The sequence below is a fragment of the Amycolatopsis sp. NPDC054798 genome (assembly GCF_053611505.1).
The window spans coordinates 31,671-54,543 of record NZ_JBSHAM010000026.1; the positions used below are offsets into that span (position 1 = coordinate 31,671).

Consider the following 22,873-nt stretch of genomic DNA (forward strand, 5'->3'; position numbering starts at 1 on the left):
CTTCGGCGAGACGGCCGGGGATGGTGTCGCAGGATCCTTTCGCCCGGCGTCAGCCCGAAGCGTCGCGTGGTTCGAGATAGGCGAAAGCTCCGGAAACGAGCGCGGTGATCGCGGTGGCCAGGGTCGGCTCCGGATCCGGCGCGAAGTACGGGGAGTGGCACCCGGGAAGCGCGGCCAGCTTGTCGGATGTGGACCCGGGGGCGCCGCGCCATCGTTCCGCGCCGGTCGCGCCCACGAACCAGTAGACAGTCGAAACGCCCGCGGAGGGACGCGGATTCCGTGCGAATGAGGAGAAATGCCCGAAATCTTCTCCGGAAGTCGCGGGGAGCACGGACAAGACCCGTCGATCGCCGAGCATCGAGCGGTGCAAGCGACGGACCCGCAGGGCGGCTGCGGGATCGTTGAGGAGAGCAGGTCCACGACGGACCACTGTGCACTCGGCGGAAAGAGAGCCGTCGTGCTTTCCGCATGCCGTGTGCACGAGCTCTCGGACCCGGTTGACGCAGCGGTCGACCTCCGCCGCGGAACGCGCGCGGACGCTGAGCTTGAGCTCGGCTTCGGCGGGGATGACGTTGGCGGATTCGCCTGCGAGCACGGCACCGACGGAAACAAGGGGCGCATTCGGTTCCGTGCCGAGACTTCGCGCGGCCTCGACCAGCAGGACGAGCCGTGCCGCGGCGGAAAGAACGTCGTTCGCCAAAGAACGGCTGCCGCCGTGGCCTCCCGGGCCGCGGATGGTGATCCGCAATTCCGCGACGGCAGCCATCACCTCGGTGCCGCTGTGGGCGACAGTGCCGCAGGGCAACGGCCCGACGTGCTGGGCCAGCAGGACATCCGGAGTGCCCAGACGGCGGTAGAGGCCGTCGTCGAGCATCGCCCGCGCTCCGCTCAGCGTCTCCTCGGCCGGTTGGCCGATCACCAGCAGGGAACCTTGCCAGCGTTCTTTCGCTCCGGCGAGCAACGCCGCGCTTCCCGCAGCGGCGGCCAGGTGCGCGTCGTGCCCGCACGCGTGCATCCGGGACCGATGAGGCGGGCACGCGTAGCTCAGCCCAGTTCGCTCTTCGATCGGCAGCCCGTCGAGCTCGGCCCGGAACCCGACCATCGGCCCCGGCCCGTTGCGCAGCAGCCCGGCGACTCCGTGGCCGCCGAGCCCCGTTGTCACGGCGAATCCGCAGTCGTGCAGACGGCGAGCGAAACGCGCGGCAGTGATCTCCTCTTCCCCGGAGAGTTCCGGGTCGCGGTGAAGCTCCTTGTAGAACGCGACCGCCGACCGCACCGCGCCGCTCAATCCGGTCAGCACGGCACGCGCTGCCCGCCCCTGCCTCAGGAAAGCCAGGTCGGTGTGCGTTGTTTCGGCGCTCATCCGGCGACCGGAGGCGACCAGAGCGCTTGCAACGCGGCCTCTTTCCACTGGAGATCCTGCGCTGGTTCCCACTCGTCGCCGCGCCGGGCCTCTGGCGCCGCCGCGGGCGATCCGCTCAGGAGAAATTCGCCTACCGTCGGCTCTTTGATCGGATCCAGCTGGAGAGCTTGGGCCGCGACAACGCTGTCCCCGCTCCCGAGAGCGCACGGCGAGAGCCTCATCGCGGTGGCCACCAAGTACATCGTCTGGTAGAGCACGCCGACGTGCTTCAGGGTCAGTGCATAGGCCATCGACTCGTACTTCCAGGTGACGCGCCCGAATCGGGCGGCGATCGTGAACAGGACGTCGGGGTCGGCTTGGCCCCCGGTCGCGGATCTCGCGACGTGCAGCAGCGCCGAGCGGTCGTCCGGGTCCGCGTCGATCGGCCGGAGCACGTGTTCCGCGGCGTCGTAGTGGTAGCTGCCCGGATCGAGGCCGCGGCAACGCGCCACGGTGAGGTAGATCTCGAGTTCGTACGTCGCCCCGCCCGAAGGGAAAGGGCGGTCCGACCGGGCGTAGCCGAGTCCCGGGCCGGTCGGTTCCGGCTGGCGGCTCCGGATCCGTGCGACCCGGTAAAGGAACTCGCCGATCTCGTCGGCGCTCAGCGGCACCGGGGCCTTTCCTCGGACGGAGGTGCGGGCTTCCATCGCCACTGCGAGAGTGGGGTCCTCCCGCGCCATCGCTTCCCAGGTCGGTCGCGCGAGCGGGATGCGCTCGCCCGGCAGCGGGGATTTGCTGGCGGGTAACGGGGTGCGGCCGAGACTGCCGCGGAAGGTGCCGCCGACGTGGTCCGGCGTGCACCCGCCTCGGCTTCGAGCGTGGAAGTACCGGTCGTGGACCTCCCACCGGGGTCCGGGCGGAGTGGCGAGCACGGCGTCCGGGGAAAGGAATCCCGCTTCGTGCAGGACGCCCAGCACAGTCTCCACGAGTTCCGGGGAAAGGAGATCCGAGACCAGATCGCCGGCGGTTCGCCCGGTCGAGAGCAACCCGACCAGCTGAATCAGACGATGGTCGTGGAGCACTACGCGCCAAGGGCTCCGGGAGGACTCGACGAGCCATTCCCCGTCCTCCACTCTCAGCAATACTTCCGGCGACAACCGTGCTTTTCCCGCGAACGCGGCGCCTCCGGCCGGCGCGTCGGCCGGGCCCACCCGCGTGAGCAGCCGGTTCCCGTTGACGAGGAACGTCTTTCGAAAGGACATGAACTGCCTCCGGATCAGAGGAACATCGGCTGGGGGTTCAGGCGTCGTTCGGGGGTCCGGGCGTCGAGCCACCCCAGCTTGACCGGAACGTCGTACAACCGTCCCGGCGCGAATCTCGGCCAGAAGTGCCGGAGACCCGGCACCACGACCCGGGCGACCGGTACGCCGACATCGAGCCGGGTCTGGTCGAGTACGAGCATCTCGAGTCCCTGTTTCTCCACCACACGCTGCGCGCGCCGCACTTGGTCGAGCACGTCGCTGCTCCCGGGCGCGGGAAATTCCGCTGCGGTGCGCGCCGGGCCGGGTGCGGGGACCAGGTGGGATTCGGTGCGCAGCGTGGCCGACCGAAGCCACTCCTCCTGGAGCGGATCTCCGACGGGCCTGCTGCCGCCGGGCCGGATAGGGGCCGCCGCGTGGAGGAATTGGTTCGATTCCGACATCGCTCGTTCCAGCGCGGTGCGAATGTCGAAATGAGCGCCGAATCCCATCGCGATTTCGGACCGGCTGTCGCCGCGCCACGAGACCGCGGCCATTACCGGCACTTCGAGGTCGTTGGTGAGGTCGAGAACAGCTACGCGTCGTCCCCGCGCCTCGTGGACTGCTCGCCAGCGGCTGAACCCGGGTTCTTGAAAGCTGTCGAGGTCGACGGCGGGCCGGCGGACGCGGTTGTACCACCACACGGCTACGGCGTCTCGCTCGACCAGTTCGAAGAATCCTCGGAGCACGGCATCCGCCAAAGTGGCCCCGGCCGCGCAGCCGTTGGAGTTCGCGTGGCCGCGGTAGAGACGACCGCCGTCGTAGCCGTAGTAAAGGATGGAAGTGGGGAGGTATCGGCGGCAGCCCCTGGTCATCGACCAGACCGGCGTCCACTCCAGCCTGGCGAGGGGGTCCAGCGGTTCGTCGACCGCCTGCGAGCGGATTCCCCGGGCGTTGTGCTCGGCGCGGCGGACGATTTGCCGCTCGCTGTACAAATGGACGTCGTTGGGGTCGATCGCTTGTTCGTCGAGTTCCTCGAACGAGGCCATGACCCGAGGTTCGTCCCCGTGGAACATCCCGGAGTAGCGTTCGATCGCTTCCCCCAAAGCGCTTGCTTTGGCTTCCCCGCGGGTCCTTCCCTTGCCGGTGCTGATGCTCCGCAATGCGGTCTGCAGGTCGGCCCGCGAACTCATCGGCATCGCGAAGTTCTGGTCCGCGAGGTACACCTGCGCGCCGTCCTCGGCGACAACTCGTTCCAGCCGGTTGACGATCCCGGTGACCGGGCTGACCAAATGCTTATTGCGGGCGACGAATTCCTCCGGAGACTCCGCCGGGTTCGCGGCCTCCGAGGCCGAAGACAGCCGTACCGGCCGAGCCGCCCGGCGAGTCTGGCGGGAGGGCGTGCCGCAGACCGGGCACTGCGGGCGGGGTTCCAGCCGATGGCGGCGGACCCGCAAGTCCAGGGTGTCGAGTGTGCGCACTTCGATCGCCTGCTCCGGAGGAGACTCCGCCGGGCCGTTTCCGATCCCCGCGATCCAGCGGGCCACTTCGATCGCCGCGAGCCGGAAGCCGATTTCGGCAGCTGCCGGGAGCCAGGCCGTCGCGCCCAGCGAGGAGTCTCCGGGGACGCCGTTCGCCCGCAAGTACGAAGCCACCGGATCTTTGCGGGAGAGCCGGCTCGTCAGGCACGCGTGGCAGGCGCTGGAACCAGGCGAGTACCGCGGGCCCAGCCACAGCGTCGTCCCGATCGGCCGGCACAGGAACCAAGGCCGCTTGTCTCGCACTGCTTCGGCGTTGAACTCGCCGACCTCAGGCCGCAGGTAGTCGTCGGTGAGCAGGACCGTCAGCGCCGCGTCGGAGGTGGTGATCCGCAGTCCGAGGCGTTCCGCGGCGGAGACGAATTGCCGCGCGTCGATTTCGCCCGCCGCGCGGACCTCGACGGGGTTCGCCAGCAAGGTTTCGGCCACCGTCGCGGCGGAGAGCCCGGCGCTTTCCCAATACCCGGCAGCGAAACTGTCCTCGTCAAGGTCGGCTTCGACGAGGAATCCGGCCTTGACGAGCTTGTCGAGCGCATCGAGGACGGGTTGTTCGCCGAAATCGCCAGACAAGCGATCCAGCACGTCGGCCTTGGCCCGCCCCGTTCCGACTTCATCGGCGAGGCGAGCAGCCAGCTGTCCCGTCAGACGCACTACCGGAGCGGCTTCGGCGTGCAAATACACGGCGTCGCCCTCGACGACCGACGGCCGGCAATTCGCCCTGAACCTGAGGACGGGTTCAGTCATGATCATTCCCTTCGCCCCTGACGACCGCGGTCGCGAACAAAGCTGCGCGATGCGGTCTCATCGCTGTGGCTGCGAGATACGGTGCCGCTACCTGCTGCCAGTCGTGTCCGGCTCCCGGCTCGGCTCCGATCGCGGCCACAGTTTCGAGATAGCCCTCCGCGTAGGCGCGGTTGACTGTTCGGAGTTGATGACTGGCGGGTCCTGCTCCGGCCAGCGAGGGCGCGGCGGCGAACACGTCGTCGAGCAGGCGTTGTGCCGCCTCGGGTCCGTCGTCGCGTTTGACGCGGGCGATCGAGAACGGGAGCAGCCGCTTGATCCGGAACCACAGGCTCGTCGCCGTCAGCCCAGGGTGCAGCGCGGGCAACAGACCTTCCGCCCACACTGCCCACCCCTCGGCGCCGAGGCGGTCCTTGAGCACCGGAGCGACAGGACGCAGTGCCGGGTCGGCGGCACAATGGTGGAAGCTGTGCCCGGGGACCGTTTCGTGCGCGATCGCCAGCACCCTGGCCAGCGTTTCGCTGGGGTCGGGCGAGTCTGCCGGAGCCAGAACCAGCGGTCCGCAAAAGAGTTCTCCGCCGCCGCTGCCCGGCCGAAAGAACGCGTGCGGGCCAAGGCGCGCTGCCGCTGAACCACTGCGCCGGATCACCGGTGCCGTGAATTCCATTGTGGACACTGCGCTGCCGAAGCAGCCCACGAGGTCTTCTACGATCGCTTCGACGCTCGTCGCGCACCACCTGGCGTCGAGAGCGGAAGGCAGCTCTTGCCGGACGCTGGACTCGTATTCCCGGGCGGCGGCCAGCAAAGCTCGCTCTGCCGTCTCCGGGGAAACCAGCGACGCTGCCTCGGCTGCGTGCTCGCGGTTCGCAGGTCGTGCCGAGCATGGTTGCGCGTTGTCCAGGGCGGCGGAGAACGAGGTGAGACGGTTTGTCTTGAGCAGGTGCCTCAACTCTGCCGAATGGCTCAGATGCTCGCGTTCGGATACCGGGTCGAAAGAAGCAGCAGCGTGGAGATCACGGAGGATCCGGTCGACCGTGTGCGCGCTCAGTCCGTCGTCGGCCTCCTCCAGGTAGACACAGGCTTGAAGCACAGTTTGAGCGAAGACGCGCGGCGAACTCCGCACTTGGGTTGTCCAACGTTGTTGCCTGGCGCACCAGTCGGAGAGCTGTCCGAGCACGGCCCGGTCGCGCGAGGAGAGGACGGGCCTGACCGCCAAGTGGGCAATGCCGCCGATAAGAGGTTGGAGCGCAATGCTTCCGTCGTCGCGGGACCAGCCTTGCGTCGCGCGCTCGTCCGGTTCGGCTCCTTCAAACCACGCCTCGAACGGGCGGAAGCGCATGAGCCAGTCCAGGCACTGCTGTGCGAGGACGAGCACCTGGGGATGCACGATCAGGTCGGGCACAGCGCTTCAACCCTCCTCGCGAAGAAAACGGTGAGCACGCATCGGCACAGCCAATAGCCGCAGATGCCGGTGAAGAAGAAGCCGATCTGGTCGAACGCGTACCCGAGGACGCCGAGAGGCAGTTGGACGAGGACGATGGCCGTCAGGTTCGCGGCCATCTCGTGCCGCGTTCCTTTCGCGACCCGCAGGCGGGCGGTCCAGAACAGCGTCAGTCCTGCGATCGGGCAAGCGAGGGCGATCCAGCGGATCCCGGCAGCCGCGGGGCCCGCGGAGGGAAGATCGCCGAGAAAGAGTTCGGAGAGCGGCTTCGAGGCCGCGAAGACCAGTGCCGCGAGCAGCAGTCCGGCGAGCGCCAAGACGCGGAGTGTCGAGGCACGCGCCGCGGCGACCGCGGACAGTCCGCCGTTTCCGGAAAGGCGGCCGAGCGTGACCATGGCCGCGACAGAGAAACCGGTCAACAGAGTGAACACGATGTTGTGCACCTCGAGCGTCACGCGGACAGCGGCGAGTTCGGCGGTGCCGAGCCGGGCGACCAGCGCGACCAGGACCAGGCTGACCACGTAGTCGAGCAGGGCCGAAAGCGCCGGCGGCCAGGACAGCCGCGCGATCGCCCCCGCGGTGCGGGAGGTGCGGGCGGTGGCCGGCCGGGTCGCTCGCAGCCCGGGCAGCCATTTCCTCGACAAGACGTACGCGACGGCCAAACCGGCGCTGGTAGCGATCAGCGTGGAGATCCCGTCGCCGAGCACGCCGAGCCGAGGAGCCGGGCCGACGCCGAAAACGAGCACCCAGTCGAGCGCGAGGTTCAACCCGGCCGTCGTCGTGGCCGCTGCCAGCCCAAGCGACGTCCGGCGGCGAGCCGCGGCGGCCGACGTGATGATCCCGGTCAGCAGAAGCGGAACGAGCGTGACCGCCCGCAAAACGAGGTAGCCGTACGCCTCGCCGGCGGCTTCCGCGGAACCTGTCGTCAAGGTCAGCAGCCCGTGACCGCCGGCGATGAGCGCTGCGCTGACCGCGAGGGCGACGACTGCGCTCGCCCGGGCCGTCACCCTCGTCAGCGTGGCCGCTTCCGCGTCGTCGCCCGCGCCCACCGCGCGGTTGCAGAGGATCCGGAACCCCACCAGGCCCGCTCCGAGGACGTTGGCGGCGACGTCGACGATCGCTCCGCCCGCGGCCACCGAGGTGACCCCGGCTTCGCTGTAGTGGCTGATCACGGCCAAATCGATCGCGCTGGACAGCATCGCGGTGATCCCGCTGAGGACCACTGGGATCGCCAGCCGGACGACCGACCGCACGCTCGTTTCGGCGCCGGTCATCGTCACGAGAAGCTGATCGAGTACACGATCTGGTCCTTCGCCGGGTCACGCTCGAGGAACCGCAGCCCGCGGGTGTCCGAGGACGCCGGGCTGATGTGCGCTTGCTTGTTCCGCGAAGTCGCGGCCAGCAGCAAATAGCCCGCGACGTGGCCGGCGTCGACATACAGGTGGCGCATCGCCCGTTCGTGGCGGTATCGCCACTGGTAGCGGTCGAAATCGGCGACGAGGACGATCGTCGCCGCCGCGGTGCGCGGCGCCGGTTGCCCGACCAGGATGCGCTGCATCTCCTCGCGCAGCGCATCGGTGTCCTCGTGGGCGCGCATCGTGACGAGCGCGTGGTCGCCGAGCAGGTACCGGTGCAGACCGGAAGGCACCCCCTCGACGTCGTAGGCGACGACGTAGACGTCCAGCGCGCAGCCGAGGCTGTTCAGCAAACGGAGGGGTTCCTCCTCGTATTCGGAGGCGTACCGCACCGATCGCCGGAGCAGGTCTGTCCCGGTGTCGAGAACCTCTCCGAGTTCGCTCAGCTTGAGCGTCCGGAGTCCCGGGCGCGGACCGGTTCGCCGGCTCACCAGCACATCGCCGACGGATCGCGTTCCCTTCGCGGACGCCGCGGGGAGCGGAATGCGGTCGCCGTCCGGCAGCCGGGGAGCGGGCGGGGCCGATTCCTCGAGGTAGTTCTTCAGCGTTTCGCGCCGGGTCGTGCCGTCCGGGTCGTCGCGGTCGGCGACGCGAACGCGTTTGGACGCGAGATAGTACGGGGCCGCCCAGCTCCAGTTGCGTTCCAACCAGTGCTGGATCCGGCTGTCCGGCGGTGTTTCGGCGCTCAGAGCTTCGTTCAGGACGTCCTCGTTGCCGCCGCCGTAGATGTAGTCGAGCACGGCGGTGCGGGAAAGCCGCAGGCGTTTTCCCCGCGCGGGTTGGACCAGTTCGACGGGTACGGTCCGGTCGTAGTCGCGCGCGCGAGGCGGAACCCCGCGGACGATCGTCAGGTCAGCTGGCACGGCTTACCGCTCCTTCCGCGGCGGGGGCGGCGACGCCGTCGCCCAGTGCGATCGAATACAAGACGCCTTCTTCGAATTCGTTGAGGCCCAAGACGTGTTCGACGTAGGTGTCGTCGATGCCGTGCTGGCCGTACAGCTCGAGCCCGAGCGAACGGGCGACCAGTTCAGTGGTCGCGAGCAGGTGCCCGACGTCCATGAAGAGCGTCCGGAACGTACGGGGTTCGCGGTACCGGTACATGTTTCGCTCGAACTGGCTTGTGATCACGATGACCGCGCCGACGGGGAAGCCGGCCCGAAACGCGCCGTAGAGTGCCGCGGCCGCCTCGTCTGAGTCCAGGCCCGCCGTCTTGGCGAGGACATTGCTTCCGCACGAGAAGTGGTACCAGCCCGCGTCGAGGCCGGGAACGTCGAAGACGCAGACGTAGCCTTCGGAGGGGTGCCGGGAGCCGCCGGAAGGACTGGTCCGCCTGATCGGCGGCGCGTAGCGGTCGTTGCCACGAACGGTCATCGTGACGCCGAAGACCGCCGCGAGGACGTTGAGAAGTGCTGCCCGGTCAAGCTGCCGCGCGGCCACCGGGCCGCGGACGGAGGCTTCGAAATCGGCATCGAGACCGGCCAGCGCGGTGAGCGTGGCCGGTCCGCGGATCGTCCGGCATCCGGCCGAAGGAGGCTTGAACCGCATCAGGTCCGGTTGCTCCGCCCGGTACTCCCGCATGATCTCGAGGTCCTTCTTCCACCCCACCGTGCTGTAGTCGAAGAAGTCGTAATCGAAGGTCATGAGGTGGTGGTCCGCGGCTTCGATCCAGCCGCGGTCGCGCCACCGCGTCAGGAGCTCTTCCGCCCATCCGCAGGCCGCGCCGGCTTCGACGAGCGCGTCCTGGCCGACCAGACCGCGGAGCTGTTCTTCGAGACGGTGCTTGTCGGCGCCGCTGCGGTGATGGATCAGGTTCACCAGCTCGCCGCCGGTGACCGGGTTCGTCGCCAGCAAGCACATGGCGGCTCCGTGCTTGCCGAGGACGAGTTTCTTCTTGCGGAGCAGGTGAACGGCCGCCCAGTGCGCGTCGCCCATCGCTCCCGGCGGGGTCAGTCGCAGAAGAGGGTTGATCCGCCAGCTGCTTTCGAGCAGGTCAGGGTCAGTCATGGGATGTCCAGTCGCCGAGATCGTTCGCGGAAGGTGCTTTCGCTGCCCGGATGACCGGTGGCGCCGGCGGTCCCGCCGGCGCCACCGGCGGACTCATCCGGTCAGTAGCTCATCTGGCCCGAGTACTGGATCAGGGCGGCGGGCAGTTCCTCGGCTTCCACCACGGTGAAAGCGTCGATGCTCGGCGCCGCGTTCTCCAGCGCTTCCTTTTCGATGTCGATCTCCTCGTTCATATGTTTCCCCTCTTGTTTTTTGCCATTCGGATGTCGGCCGACGAGTTCCGATTGTTTCCGGGGTTATTTCCCCGGGATTCCGGACTGATTTTCCGGAACAAGGACGATCTTGTCGGGAAAGCGGGCCGCCGGGAAGGGGGAGCGGCTGGCAGCAAAGTGTCTGGCACCTTCATGCCGGGCTCCGAGGGGTCCGCGATCGGAGGAGGACCGTCTTGCCGACCCTTCGCGCCAGGGGTGCCCGTCGCCTGGGAAAGCGCCGTGAGCTGGGTACTTGTCGAGCTTGGCGACGGCCTGCGGGCGTGCTAGCGTACTCTGAGTGCACGTATGGTGATGCCGTGTGGCGACGCATGGCGTGCACAGCACTGAGGATTCCGAGGGGGGATCGTGCTGAGGCAACTCGGGCTGGACGCCGTGTCCGAGCGTATCTATCGCTCCATGGTCGAAAACCGCGACTGGGGCATGAACGAGCTGAGCGGAAACCTCGAATTGCCTCGTGCGGACGTCGCGGTCGCGATCGGCAAGCTTGAGCGGCTCGACCTCGTCCGCAGGTCGAAAGAAACACCGGGTTCGCTCCGCATCGTCGATCCGGAGATCGGATTGCATTCGCTTTTGCGGTCGCAGCAGGAGCTCCTGCTGAAAAAGCAGGAGGAGTTCCTCGCGACGCAGGCGGCGGTGGCCGGGCTGCTGGCGGACCTGCCTCCGACCGGGCACCGGGCCGAGGTCGAGCAGCTGACCGGGCTGGACGAAGTGCACCATCGGCTCGCCATCGTGGCCCGGGAGTCAGAGGAAGAGTGCCTTTCCCTCATTCCGGGCAGGATGGGAACTCCGGCGGCGATCGTGGCGGGAGCGGAACTGTGCCAGGAGGCGCTGGCCAGGGGCACGAAGGTGCGCAGCATCTACATCGACAGCGCACGCAACGACCAGCCGACCGCCGCGCACGCGGCCGAACTGACGGAAATCGGAGCCGAACTCCGCACGGCTCCGGTGGTGCCGGTCCGGATGGTCGTCGGCGATCGTCGTGCCGCGCTCGTCTCGTCCAACCCTGAGCTGTCGTGGTCCAGCGCGGTGTATCTCAGCGGCGCGGCTGTGGTGTCCGCGCTCATTGCGTTTTTCGAGCAGCTGTGGTCGGGAGCAGTGCCGTTCTGCGCCCGGCTTCCCGTCGACAGCCGCGGGCTGAGCGGTCAGGAACGGGAAATGCTCAAGCTGCTCGCGCGCGGAACGACCGATGACGCCGTGGCGAAACGCCTCGGCGTGTCCCTGCGCACTGTGCGCCGGATGATGGCGGACCTGATGGACCGTCTGGGCGCGCGCAGCCGCTTCGAGGCCGGTCTTCGAGTCGCCGAACTGGGCTGGCTCGACTAAACGCCGCGGCGGCGAACCCGTGGAGTCGTGTCCGCGAAAGCGCGGCTGGCCACCACTATGCCGTCCTGGCACCGCGGGTGGTGCCGGAACAGCGCCCCGGCAGCCGGTGTCTCCGGCCGCCGGGGCGCGGGGTCAGTTCCGGCGCAGCCAGAAGGTGAGACCGAGGCTGGGTTCGTTGTGCGGTTTCGCGTCCCAGCCCGGTTCGCCGGTCTCGAACACGGTGGCCAAGACCTCCTCGGCTACGAGGTCTCGGTGTTCGGCGAGAGCTTCGCCGGTCTCGTCATCGGAGGTCAGATACCGCAGTTCGATCCGGTCGGAGATGTCCAGACCACTGGACTTCCTGGCATCCTGGATGAGCCGGATCGCGTCCCGGGCCAGCCCCGCGCGGCGAAGTTCCGGCGTCAAAGACAAGTCGAGCGCGAGTGTCGCTCCCGCTTCGGCGACCGCAGCCCAGCCCTCTCGCGGAGTTTCGGTCACGATGACCTCTTCCGGCGACAGCGACACGGTTTCCCCGTCGACGATCACGGTCGCAGTGCCTTGGGCGAGGGCGTCCCGCAACGCAGTCGCGTCGGCGGCGGCGATCGCCTTGGCGACTGCCTGGACGCCTTTGCCGAAACGCTTGCCGAGCGGCCGGAAGTTGGCTTTCGCGGTGATGTCGACCAGCGGCCCGCCTGCCTCGGTAACGCTGAGCACGGCCCCGACATTCAGCTCGGCAGCGATCTCGGAAAGCAGTTCGGGGCTCAGCTCGCCGAACCCCTGCGCCGACGCGAGAGCGCGGGACAGCGGCTGCCGGATCTTCATCCCGGATTCGGCCCGTGCGGTCCGGCCGAGTTCCACCAAACGCCGCGCCAGGGCCATTTGCTCGCTCAGCCCGGCGTCGATGAGGTTTTCGTCGGCCGTCGGGTAGGCGGCCAGATGCACCGACAGCGGTGCGGCGGGCTCCGCGGGCACCACCAGGTCCTGCCACACGCGTTCGGTGATGAACGGCGTGATCGGTGCGAGCAGCTGGGTCAACGTCCGCACGGCTTCGTGGAGCGTCGCCAGCGCCGCGGGGTCTCCGCGCCAGAAGCGGCGGCGGCTGCGTCGTACGTACCAATTGGACAGGTCGTCGACGAAGGACGCCAGCAGCTTGCCGGCTTCCTGCAAGTCGAACGCTTCCATCGCCGCGTCGGTCCGCCGGACGAGGTCGTGCAGTTCCGAGAGCAGCCAGCGGTCGAGCACGGGCCGTTCGGCAGGAGCCGGGTCAGCGGCGGAAGGAGCCCAATTCGCGGTGCGGCCGTAGAGGGCTTGGAACGCGACTGTGTTCCAGTACGTCAACAGAGTCTTCCGGACAGCTTCCTGCAGCGTGTTGTCGCCGACCCGGCGATTCGCCCACGGCGAGCCCACTGCCGCCATGAACCAGCGCACCGCGTCCGCGCCGTGCCGTTCGAGCAACGGGATCGGCTCGAGGATGTTGCCGAGATGCTTGGACATCTTGCGGCCGTCTTCCGCGACGATGTGCCCGAGACACACGACGTTCTCGTACGAGGAACGGTCGAACACCAGCGTGCCGACCGACATCAGCGTGTAGAACCAGCCCCGGGTCTGGTCGATGGCCTCGCAGATGAACTGCGCCGGATAGCTGCGCTCGAACAGGTCTTTGTTCTGGTGGGGGTAGCCGAACTGCGCGAACGGCATCGACCCGGAGTCGTACCACGCGTCGATGACCTCCGGCACCCGCTTGGCAGTGTTGCCGCAGTGGCACGGGAAAACGACTTCGTCGATGTAAGGCCGGTGCGGGTCGAGACCGGACAGATCGCGACCGGCGTGCTCGCCGAGTTCGGCCAGCGAGCCGACGCACGTCAGATGGTTTTCCTCGCAGCGCCAGATGGGCAGCGGGGTGCCCCAGTACCGCGACCGGGAGAGCGCCCAGTCGACGTTGTTGTTCAGCCAGTCGCCGTAACGGCCGTGTTTGATCGTCTCCGGATGCCAGGCGGTGCGTTCGTTCTCGCGAAGCATTTTGTCCCGCACCGCGGTGGTGCGCACGTACCACGAAGGCTGGGCGTAGTAGATCAACGCTGTGTGGCAGCGCCAGCAATGCGGGTAGCTGTGCTCGTAGGGTTGTTCCCGGAACAACAGCTCGCGGTTGCGCAGGTCGTCGACGAGCGTCTTGTCCGCCGTTTTGAAGAACATCCCGCCGACCAGCGGCACTTCGGAATCGAAGGTGCCGTCCGGACGGACCGGGTTGACCATGGGCAGTCCGTAGGCGCGGCAACTGGCGAGGTCGTCGGCGCCGAAAGCGGGGGACTGGTGCACCAGGCCGGTGCCGCTCTGTGTCGTGACGTAGTCGGCGAGGATGACGATGTGCGCGTCCGGCACGTCGACCAGGTCGAACGGGCGACGGTAGGTCCAGCGTTCGAGCTCCCGGCCGAGGAAGGTCTCGCCGGTGCGCGTCCATCCTTCGCCCAGCGCCGGTTCGACGAGTTCGTCGGCGACGACAAGGCGTTCGTTTCCGTCGCTGACGACGGCATAGGTGACGTCGGGGTGCACCGCGACCGCGGTGTTCGACACCAGCGTCCACGGGGTCGTCGTCCAGATCAGCAGCGAGGCGGTGCCGGCGAGCGGTCCGGACGTCAGCGGGAAGCGCACGTAGACCGACGGGTCGGTGTCCAGCTCGTAGCCCTGCGCCAATTCGTGGTCCGACAGCGCGGTCTGGTCCCGGGGACACCACGGTGCGACCCGGAAGTCCTCGACCAGCAGGCCTTTGTCGAAGATCTGCTTGAGCGACCACCACACGGATTCGACGTACTCGGGATCCATGGTGCGATAAGCGGAATCCAGGTCCACCCAGTAGCCCATGCGCTCGGTCAGCTCGGCGAACGCGTCGGTGTGCCGGGTGACCGACTCCCGGCAGCGGGCGGTGAACTCGGCGATCCCGTACTTCTCGATGTCGGGTTTGCCGGTCAGGCCCAGCTCTTTCTCGACAGCCAGTTCGACGGGCAGGCCGTGGCAGTCCCATCCCGCTTTGCGGGCTACGTGGAAGCCCTTCATCGTTTTGTAGCGCGGGAAAACGTCTTTGAAGACCCGGCTTTCGATGTGGTGCGTCCCGGGCATGCCGTTAGCGGTCGGCGGTCCCTCGTAGAAGATCCAGTCCGGGCGGCCCTCGCGCTCGGACAGACTGCGCGCGAAGACGTTGTTGTCCCGCCAGAAGTCGAGCACCTCGTGATCGAGGGCAGGCAAGTCGACCTGCGCGGGCACCGGGTTGTACATCAGCTGTCCTCCGTCGGGTTTCACCTCAACGGAGGGACGAGGCTGTGCCCCGCGGTACCACCCTCCTTGGCCAGCGGCACGCCGCGGACCCGCTCATTGTGTGCTGTCGGTTCTACTGGGCCGGAGGCTGTTCTTCCGACGGCTCAGGGGTGATTTCCCGCCGCGCACGCTCCCGGGCTCCCACCGCCCCCAGGTCGCTGCCAGCTGCGTTCGCCGATACTTGTCCCCGTCAACGCCTTGCGCGGCCCATGATACCGCAGCGCGGCTTGCCCGAGCGGAATGCCCGATCATCGTGATTCGACGCTGGATCCGCGGCGAGTTCGAGGTGTCTTGGCGGTCTGATTTCGTCTTCTTGTCCGAGATCCGCCTGAGTTCTGTAACCTGGACAGGAAACAGATTGGCGGTCGTCGCGGCGAAAGAGGCGTGGGCGGGCCTGCGTGTCCTTTAGTCCCTGAGGTCGTTGCGGGAAGCCCCGTCCGGATAGACCCCGCGGTCGTTCGTGCGTGCTGAGTTGTTCTGTCGCCCAGCATGATTGCTGTCTCCTGCCGTGCTGGGGGGCGTATCGCGGAGTCCGGCTGTTCGCTTGTCGGGAATTCGCCTTGCCCGCCGCCTGCGTGAGTCTGTGCTGGGGGGCGTATCGCGGAGTCCGGCTGCTCGCCCGTCAGGAATTCGCCTTGTCGGCCATCTGTGCCAGTCTGGTTGCGGTTCGCTGATTGTCAGGTGCGGTCCTCGTCAGCTGGTCGTTCGCCCGGCTGACGGACTGCCGCGATTTCTTCCGTCACGCCACGCTTCGCCCGTGCAGTCAGCGGGCTGACTCGACCTGAGTCCCGTCGCCTTCCGGAGGCACCCGTCGCCGCAACGCCCCCGCCCGTGCCGCCGCAGCCGCCGCCTCCGCCACGACCTCCGCCGTCTCCTCCGACACCGGCTCCCGCGACACGAACAACCGATAGAACACCGGCCCGCACACCGTCCGCGTCACCTCATCCGGATCGGTGCCGGCCGGGACCTCTCCGCGCGCGACCGCCCGCTCCACGATCACCGCCGCCCGGGCGTGCCGGTCCTGATAGAACTCCCGCAGCGCCTCGGCCGCCTGTTCCGAATGGAAGGCCGCCAGCACCGCGGCTGTCGGCAGCTCGCGTTGCCCCGGAGAAGTCAACGCCTCCACCACGTCCGACGCCAGTTGCCTCAAATCGGCAACAAGCGAACCGGTGTCCGCCGGGCTCCACGGTTCGGCTGTGCCGAACCTCAACGCGGCCGCGACCAGTCCTTCGCGCGATTCCCATCGCCGATAGACCGTCGTCTTGTGCACGCCGGATCGCTCGGCGACGGCCTCGACCGTCAGGTCGGCGAACCCGACCTCCGCGAGGAGATCGAGCGTCGCCCGCAAAACGGCGACGCGCGTGCGTTCCGTGCGCCCGCCCGGCCGGCTGGTCCCTGGTGACTCGGTTGCCAATTGCTACCCCTGTTGCATTAGTGTCCTCAGTATGACACCGCTGAGCACCCGTTCGCCGCTGGATGGCGACGTCTCCTCGATCACCGGTCTGATCGGCGACGCGCGCATCGTCGCTATCGGCGAGAACAACCACCACATCCGCGAGTTCGGCGAACTTCGCGCCCGGTTGCTCCGCAGTCTTGTCGAGGACCACGGGTTCACGGTGGTCGGCTTCGAATCCGGGTTCGCCGAGGGCGAGTTGGTGCAGCAGTGGCTGAGCGGCGGTCCCGGCACCGTCGCCGATGCGGGGCGAGACGGGTTCACCTTTTCCCTCGGCGACTCGGCCGAGGTGCACGAAATGCTGACCTGGATGCGCAAGCACGGCGGAGTCCGCTTCGCCGGACTCGACTTGCCCAGCTCGGCCGGTTCGCCGCAGCCGGCGTTGCGGGTCGTCCGCAGCTTCGTGGAAGAAGCCGACCCGGAGGTTCTTCCGCTGGTCGACGCCGCGATCACCGCGTCCGAGCCGTATTCGGCGGTCAGCAGCGCGGTCGCGCCTGGCCGTTATGCGGCGATGTCCGTCGCGGAACGGGATGCGGCGACCGCTGCGTTGACGACTCTCGTAGCGCACCTTCGTTCCCTTTCGCCGGTTTATCGGCAACGGAGTGAGCCAGCCCGGTACGCCATCGCCGAGCACCACGCTGTCGGCGCGCTTCGCGTCGACATGTACTTGCGCGAACTCAGCGCGATGATGTCCGGAACCGCACCGTCGCTCCAGGGGTCCTCTCGCGACACGTACATGGCCGCGACCGTGAAGCTGCTTCGCCGGCTGTACGGCGAAGGCGAGAAGATCGTGGTGATGGTCCACAACGGACATCTGCAGCGAGTGCCCTTCGCCGCTTTGCCGACCATGACGTTCCCTTCCGCGGGCACGCACCTCGCAGCGGAGTTTGGCGACGACTACTTCGCTCTCGGCCTCACCGCGGGCATCGGCACGACCACCGGCCTCGAACCGGACGAGACCGAGCGGCTCGGGTTCCGTGTCTACGAACAGGAGCTGGAGCCGCCCGCCGAGGGCAGTGTCGAAGCGGCTTTGGCGGGCTCGGATCCGTGTGTGGTCGATTTGCGGCGAGACCGGGAGCAGGGCCTGACCGGACCGTCGAGCCTCCGGCACGCGCACATGTTCACGAAGGTCGACGTGGTGCAAGCCTTCGACGCGCTCGTCTACTTGCCGACGATGTCGGTGAGCGCGCACGTCCCGGCCGCGAAGTAATTGTCAGCCGGTCAACGGTTGGCCGCGCAGTGGCGAAACATCGAAAGTGCAGGTCATCGTCCTCCTAGCCAGCCGCTTGCTAGTGAGTCCGATGGCCGCGCACCGGGACAGGGACCAGCCCATCGTGTGACGCCGAGTTGCCGCTGCTCGGCGACCGGGATACGACCGCAGGCATGCGGAACCGAGCGGCGCGTGGTCTTTTTTCGGCAACACTGACATTTCTGCTGGTCGCCGGTGTCCAACCGGCCGCGCTGGCGGCGAGCGGGATTCAGGCCAATCCGCCGAGCTGGGCGCTCGACCGGATCGACCAGCGAACCGGCCTCGACCAGAAGTACCACTACGACTCCGACGGCTCGGGCGTCACCGTCTACGTGATCGACAGCGGCGTTGACGCCAAACACCCGGATCTGCAAGGCCGGGTGGTGCCGGGCAAGGATTTCCTCACCACCGGCCCGGACACGGCCGACACCAACGGCCACGGCACCCGGGTCGCGGGAATCGTCGCGGGACACAGCTACGGCGTCGCCAAAGGCGCGCAGATCTTCCCGGTCCGGGTGCTCGACAAAGCCGGCGGCGGCGCGACCGACACGATCATCGCCGGCCTGAACTGGGTCGCCCAGAACGCGCACCAGCCGGCGGTCGCGGTGCTGGGCATCGGCGGGGTGCCGAACGAGCAGCTCGACAACGCGGTCAAAGGCGTCGCCGCGGTGATGCCGATCGTGATTCCGGCGGGAGAGGGCAGCACTGACGCCAGCCAGACCTCGCCCGCCCGAGTTCCCGAAGCGCTCACCGTGGGCGCGACTGACGTCCAGGACCAGGTCGCGCCCTTCTCGAACTTCGGCACTTCGCTCGACCTGTACGCACCAGGCGTCGACATCCCCGCGCCGATCGCCGGGACCGCGGAGGTCGGGACGCTGTCGGGCACCGCGATGGCAGCTGCGGTGACCGCTGGCGCGGCGACGCTCTACCGGTCCGCGCACCCCGATACCGCACCCAATGCGGTCAGCGAAGCAATTGTGCAGGACGCAACGCAGAACGTGGTCAAGAATGCGCCCTCCGGAACCGCGAATAGGCTGCTGTGCACACTGCCTGCGGGAACGCCCTGACGGTTGCGGAAGGATGCCCCGGCCAGCATCATGCATGCAGGTCGGCGTGCATGATGTCCATCACCTGGACTACGGCTCCCGCACCGCGGGACGAACCGGGTAACGTGCCTTCGATACCGATCCGAAAAGGGAAGGACCGGGCATGTTCCGCAAAGTGCTGGTGGCCAATCGCGGCGAAATCGCGATCCGGGCGTTCCGCGCAGGCTACGAACTGGGCGCGGGCACAGTCGCCGTGTTTCCGCACGAAGACCGCAACTCGCTGCACCGGCTGAAGGCCGACGAGGCCTACGAGATCGGCGAACCGGGTCATCCGGTCCGCGCCTACCTCTCGGTTGAGGAGATCGTCAAGGCCGCCAAGAAGGCGGGTGCGGACGCGGTCTATCCGGGTTACGGCTTCCTGTCGGAGAACCCCGACCTGGCCATGGCCTGCGAAGAAGCGGGGATCACCTTCGTCGGCCCGAGCGCCGAAATCCTCGAACTGACCGGCAACAAGGCGCGCGCGGTCAAGGCGGCGCGCGAGGCAGGCGTCCCGGTGCTCGGTTCGTCGCAGCCGTCCAGCAACGTCGACGAACTGGTCGCGGCGGCCGACGAACTCGGCTTCCCGGTGTTCGTCAAGGCAGTCGCCGGCGGCGGCGGCCGCGGCATGCGCCGCGTCGAGAACCCGGCTTCGCTGCGCGAGTCGATCGAGGCCGCCGCGCGCGAGGCCGAGTCCGCGTTCGGCGACCCGACAGTGTTCCTGGAGAAGGCCGTCGTCGAACCGCGGCACATCGAGGTCCAGATCCTCGCCGACGGCGAGGGCAACGTGATCCACCTCTTCGAGCGCGACTGTTCGGTGCAGCGCCGCCACCAGAAGGTCGTCGAACTGGCGCCCGCGCCGAACCTCGACCCCGAACTGCGCGACCGGATCTGCGCCGACGCCGTGAAATTCGCCCGGCAGATCGGCTACCGCAACGCGGGCACCGTCGAATTCCTGCTGGACCGCGAGGGCAAGCACGTGTTCATCGAGATGAACCCGCGCATCCAGGTCGAGCACACGGTCACCGAAGAGGTCACCGACGTCGACCTCGTGCAGTCCCAGCTGCGGATCGCCTCCGGGGAAACTCTCGCCGACCTCGGCCTTTCCCAGGACAAGATCTACCTGCGCGGGGCCGCGCTCCAGTGCCGCATCACGACCGAGGACCCGGCCAACGGTTTCCGCCCGGACATCGGCATGATCAGCGCCTACCGCTCGCCGGGCGGCTCGGGCATCCGGCTCGACGGCGGAACCGCGTTCTCCGGCACCGAGATCAGCGCCCACTTCGACTCGCTGCTGGTGAAACTCACCTGCCGCGGCCGTGATTTCCGCACCGCGGTCGGCCGCGCCCGCCGCGCGGTCGCCGAGTTCCGCATCCGCGGGGTGGCGACGAACATCCCGTTCCTCCAGGCGGTGCTGGACGACCCGGACTTCCGCGAGGGCAACGTCACCACGTCGTTCATCGAGCAGCGGCCGCATCTGCTGACCGCGCGCCACTCCGCCGACCGCGGCACGCGCCTGCTCACCTATCTCGCCGACCAGACGGTGAACCGTCCGCACGGCGAGCGTCCGCGCACGCCCGAGGCCGCGACGAAACTGCCGAAGCTGCCCGCGGATCTCGTTCCTCCGGACGGCTCCAAGCAGAAGCTGACCGAACTCGGCCCGGAGGGATTCGCGCGCTGGCTGCGGGAAACGCCGCAGCTCGGCGTCACGGACACCACCTTCCGCGACGCACACCAGTCGCTGCTCGCGACGCGGGTGCGGACGAAGGATCTGCTCGCGGTCGCCCCGGTTGTCGCCGCGACTGTGCCGCAGCTGCTGTCCCTGGAGTGCTGGGGCGGCGCGACTTACGACGTCGCGCTGCGCTTCCTCGCCGAGGACCCGTGGGAACGGCTGGAGCAGCTGCGCAAGGCCGTGCCGAACATCTGCCTGCAGATGCTGCTGCGCGGTCGCAACACCGTGGGCTACACGCCTTATCCGACCGAGGTCACCACGGCCTTCGTCGAGGAGGCCACCGCGACCGGCATCGACATCTTCCGCATTTTCGACGCGCTCAACGACGTCGAGCAGATGCGGCCGGCCATCGAAGCCGTCCGCGCCACCGGCACCGCGGTCGCCGAGGTCGCGCTCTGCTACACCTCCGATCTGTCCGATCCGAACGAAAAGCTCTACACGCTCGACTACTACCTCAAGCTCGCCGAGCAGATCGTCGGAGCCGGGGCGCACGTCCTCGCGATCAAGGACATGGCCGGCCTTCTCCGTGCGCCCGCCGCGGCTCGGCTGGTGACCGCGCTGCGCAAGGAATTCGACCTTCCGGTGCACATCCACACGCACGACACAGCGGGCGGTCAGCTCGCCACCTACCTGGCCGCCATCCAGGCCGGCGCCGACGCGGTGGACGGCGCGGTGTCCTCGATGGCGGGCACCACGTCGCAGCCGTCGCTCGGCTCGATCGTCGCGGCCACCGACCACTCCGACCGCAGCACCGGTCTCGACCTGCACGCGATCGGCGACCTGGAGCCGTACTGGGAGAGCGTTCGCAAGATCTACGCCCCGTTCGAGGCCGGTCTCGCGTCGCCCACCGGGCGCGTCTACGACCACGAGATCCCCGGCGGCCAGCTTTCCAACCTGCGCACGCAGGCGATCGCGCTGGGCCTCGGCGACCGGTTCGAGGACATCGAGGCCATGTACGCCGCGGCGGACAAGATCCTCGGCCACCTCGTGAAGGTCACGCCTTCGTCCAAAGTGGTCGGCGACCTCGCGCTGCACCTCGTCGGCGCCGGTGTTTCCCCGGAGGACTTCGAGGCGGAGCCGAACAAGTTCGACATCCCCGACTCGGTGATCGGCTTCCTGCGCGGCGAACTGGGCGACCCGCCCGGCGGCTGGCCGGAACCGTTCCGCACCAAGGCGCTCGAAGGCCGTTCGGCGGCCAAACCGGTCGCCGAACTGTCCGAAGAGGACCACAAGGAACTCGCCGACAACCGCCGCGGCGCGCTGAACCGGCTGCTGTTCCCCGGGCCCACCAAGGAATTCCTCGCGCACCGCGACGCCTACGGCGACACCAGCGTGCTCCCGAGCAAGGACTTCTTCTACGGTCTGCGCCCGGGCGAGGAGTACTCGGTGGACCTCGAACCCGGCGTCCGGCTGCTCATCGAGCTGGAAGCCATCGGCGAGGCCGACGAACGCGGCATGCGGACCGTCATGTCCACGCTCAACGGCCAGCTCCGGCCGATCCAGATCCGGGACCGTTCCATCGCCTCGGACATCCCGGCCACCGAAAAGGCCGAGAAGGGCAACCCGAAGCAGATCGCCGCGCCGTTCGCGGGCGTGGTGACGCTGCAGGTGGCCGAGGGCGACGAGGTGGCGGCAGGGGCGACCGTGGCGACGATCGAGGCCATGAAGATGGAAGCGTCGATCACCGCTTCGGCGGCGGGCAAAGTCGGGCGGCTGGCAATCACCTCCGTTCAGCAGGTCGAGGGCGGAGACCTTCTTATCGTGCTCGAATAGCCCGCGTTCGCGCCACTTTTTACCGCACGAGGGGTCCCCTCGCTCCGAATAGGAGCGAGGGGACCCCTCGCACTATTTACTGCTCGCTTTTTCCGGGGGGTTCGCGCTGGCGGGGGGGGAGGGGGATAAACGCGGTGCCGCAATGGCAGGGCGCGATCAGTCCCCGAGCCAAGGGGCTGGTCGAGGGCTGCCGCGCACTTTCCGAACTGGCCGGGCACGTGCTCGGCAAGCCGGTGCACCACGTACGCCAGGACGCCGCGACGTCCGGCGTCGTCACCGGGATAGCCAACCGGGCCGTGCTCACGGGCACGAACCGGCAGCTGCAGCTCGCTGCGCTCGAAGCGCCGGAAGGCCCGGTGCTCACGATCGGCGGCGACTGCGGCGTCGAGCTGGTCCCGGTCGGCGTCGCGCGTTTCCGTTACGGCGCAACGCTTGGGGTCGCGTGGTTCGACGCGCACGCGGACTTGAACACGGCGGATTCCTCGCCGTCGGGCGCGTTTCACGGCATGGTGCTGCGGTCGCTGCTCGGCGAGGGCGACAAGGATTTCGCCGCGAGCCCGGCCATCGAACGAGGCCGGGCGGTGCTGTACGGCGCCCGCTCGCTCGACCCCGCGGAAGAGGAAGCCATCGCCGCGGGTCTCGCCGTGCGCTCCGACGACGTCGCCGGAGCGTTGACCGCCGCGGGAGCCGACCGCGTCTATCTGCATGTGGATTTGGACATTCTTGATCCCGAAGAGTTTCCCGGAGTGAATTATCCGGAGCCCGGCGGGCTCACGATCGCAGAATTGGCCGAAGCAATCGACGGGCTTTCCGGAATGGAGGTCGTCGGTGCGGGCATCACGGAATGCGTCGGCGCGGAAGTCGCCGCGCTGGAACCCGTGCTGGCCGCGGTGGGGAGGGTGCTGATGGAGGGCTGAACCTCCGCGTCGAGGCAGGGAGATCCGCGCCTCGTCCGATGAGTGGACCAGGGGAACGCACGGGC

The 22,873-nt window shown here is 68.2% G+C and carries 15 protein-coding genes; 5 read left to right on the forward strand and 10 right to left on the reverse strand.

What is annotated here, in order from left to right:
- Nucleotides 1-49 precede the first annotated feature (49 nt).
- The 8 genes from ACWGIC_RS18190 to ACWGIC_RS18225 form a co-directional block, all read right to left on the reverse strand.
- Entirely contained in the window at nucleotides 50-1,363 is a 1,314-nt protein-coding gene (locus ACWGIC_RS18190) for an amidohydrolase (protein WP_452077096.1), read from the reverse strand.
- On the reverse strand, nucleotides 1,360-2,604 hold the full coding sequence (locus ACWGIC_RS18195) for a SagB/ThcOx family dehydrogenase (protein ID WP_452077097.1): 1,245 nt from the start codon (nucleotides 2,602-2,604) through the stop codon (nucleotides 1,360-1,362). The genes ACWGIC_RS18190 and ACWGIC_RS18195 overlap by 4 nt, the downstream gene beginning before the upstream one ends.
- 14 nt (nucleotides 2,605-2,618) lie before the next feature.
- Nucleotides 2,619-4,862, reverse strand: coding sequence for a TOMM precursor leader peptide-binding protein (locus ACWGIC_RS18200; protein ID WP_452077098.1), 2,244 nt, complete (start codon nucleotides 4,860-4,862; stop codon nucleotides 2,619-2,621).
- The gene (locus tag ACWGIC_RS18205) at nucleotides 4,855-6,261 is read right to left on the reverse strand and encodes a hypothetical protein (RefSeq protein WP_452077099.1); all 1,407 of its coding nucleotides are present in this window, start codon (nucleotides 6,259-6,261) and stop codon (nucleotides 4,855-4,857) included. Before ACWGIC_RS18205 ends, ACWGIC_RS18200 begins: the two co-directional genes overlap by 8 nt.
- The gene (locus ACWGIC_RS18210) at nucleotides 6,249-7,574 is read right to left on the reverse strand and encodes an MATE family efflux transporter (RefSeq protein ID WP_452077100.1); all 1,326 of its coding nucleotides are present in this window, start codon (nucleotides 7,572-7,574) and stop codon (nucleotides 6,249-6,251) included. The genes ACWGIC_RS18205 and ACWGIC_RS18210 overlap by 13 nt, the downstream gene beginning before the upstream one ends.
- A gap of 2 nt (nucleotides 7,575-7,576) precedes the next feature.
- On the reverse strand, nucleotides 7,577-8,578 hold the full coding sequence (locus ACWGIC_RS18215; protein ID WP_452077101.1) for a nitroreductase family protein: 1,002 nt from the start codon (nucleotides 8,576-8,578) through the stop codon (nucleotides 7,577-7,579).
- Nucleotides 8,568-9,719 carry a SagB/ThcOx family dehydrogenase gene (locus tag ACWGIC_RS18220; protein ID WP_452077102.1) on the reverse strand — a complete coding sequence of 384 codons (1,152 nt, stop codon included), beginning with the start codon at nucleotides 9,717-9,719 and terminating at the stop codon, nucleotides 8,568-8,570. Before ACWGIC_RS18220 ends, ACWGIC_RS18215 begins: the two co-directional genes overlap by 11 nt.
- Nucleotides 9,720-9,820: 101 nt before the next feature.
- Nucleotides 9,821-9,952: a hypothetical protein gene (locus ACWGIC_RS18225; protein ID WP_452077103.1), complete on the reverse strand. Its 132-nt coding sequence runs from the start codon at nucleotides 9,950-9,952 to the stop codon at nucleotides 9,821-9,823.
- A 384-nt stretch (nucleotides 9,953-10,336) separates the two neighbouring features.
- On the opposite strand from ACWGIC_RS18225, the gene ACWGIC_RS18230 reads away from it, so the two are divergent.
- Nucleotides 10,337-11,314: a LuxR C-terminal-related transcriptional regulator gene (locus ACWGIC_RS18230; protein WP_452077104.1), complete on the forward strand. Its 978-nt coding sequence runs from the start codon at nucleotides 10,337-10,339 to the stop codon at nucleotides 11,312-11,314.
- A 132-nt stretch (nucleotides 11,315-11,446) separates the two neighbouring features.
- Here the strand turns inward: ACWGIC_RS18230 and ileS are convergent, their stop codons facing one another.
- Together ileS and ACWGIC_RS18240 are read right to left on the reverse strand one after the other, a co-directional pair.
- On the reverse strand, nucleotides 11,447-14,587 hold the full coding sequence (gene ileS, locus ACWGIC_RS18235) for an isoleucine--tRNA ligase (protein WP_452077105.1): 3,141 nt from the start codon (nucleotides 14,585-14,587) through the stop codon (nucleotides 11,447-11,449).
- Nucleotides 14,588-15,365: 778 nt separating this feature from the next.
- Complete coding sequence (locus ACWGIC_RS18240; RefSeq protein ID WP_452077106.1) at nucleotides 15,366-16,016, reverse strand: TetR/AcrR family transcriptional regulator; 651 nt, start codon at nucleotides 16,014-16,016, stop codon at nucleotides 15,366-15,368.
- Nucleotides 16,017-16,047: 31 nt separating this feature from the next.
- Between ACWGIC_RS18240 and ACWGIC_RS18245 the strand changes: the two genes are divergently transcribed.
- The 4 genes from ACWGIC_RS18245 (at nucleotide 16,048) to ACWGIC_RS18260 (ending at nucleotide 22,808) form a co-directional block, all read left to right on the forward strand.
- Entirely contained in the window at nucleotides 16,048-17,265 is a 1,218-nt protein-coding gene (locus ACWGIC_RS18245) for an erythromycin esterase family protein (RefSeq protein ID WP_452077107.1), read from the forward strand.
- A gap of 173 nt (nucleotides 17,266-17,438) precedes the next feature.
- Entirely contained in the window at nucleotides 17,439-18,371 is a 933-nt protein-coding gene (locus ACWGIC_RS18250) for a S8 family peptidase (RefSeq protein ID WP_452077108.1), read from the forward strand.
- 142 nt (nucleotides 18,372-18,513) lie between these two features.
- Complete coding sequence (locus tag ACWGIC_RS18255; protein WP_452077109.1) at nucleotides 18,514-21,891, forward strand: pyruvate carboxylase; 3,378 nt, start codon at nucleotides 18,514-18,516, stop codon at nucleotides 21,889-21,891.
- A gap of 125 nt (nucleotides 21,892-22,016) precedes the next feature.
- Nucleotides 22,017-22,808 carry an arginase family protein gene (locus ACWGIC_RS18260; protein ID WP_452077146.1) on the forward strand — a complete coding sequence of 264 codons (792 nt, stop codon included), beginning with the start codon at nucleotides 22,017-22,019 and terminating at the stop codon, nucleotides 22,806-22,808.
- The last annotated feature ends 65 nt before the right edge of the window (nucleotides 22,809-22,873 follow it).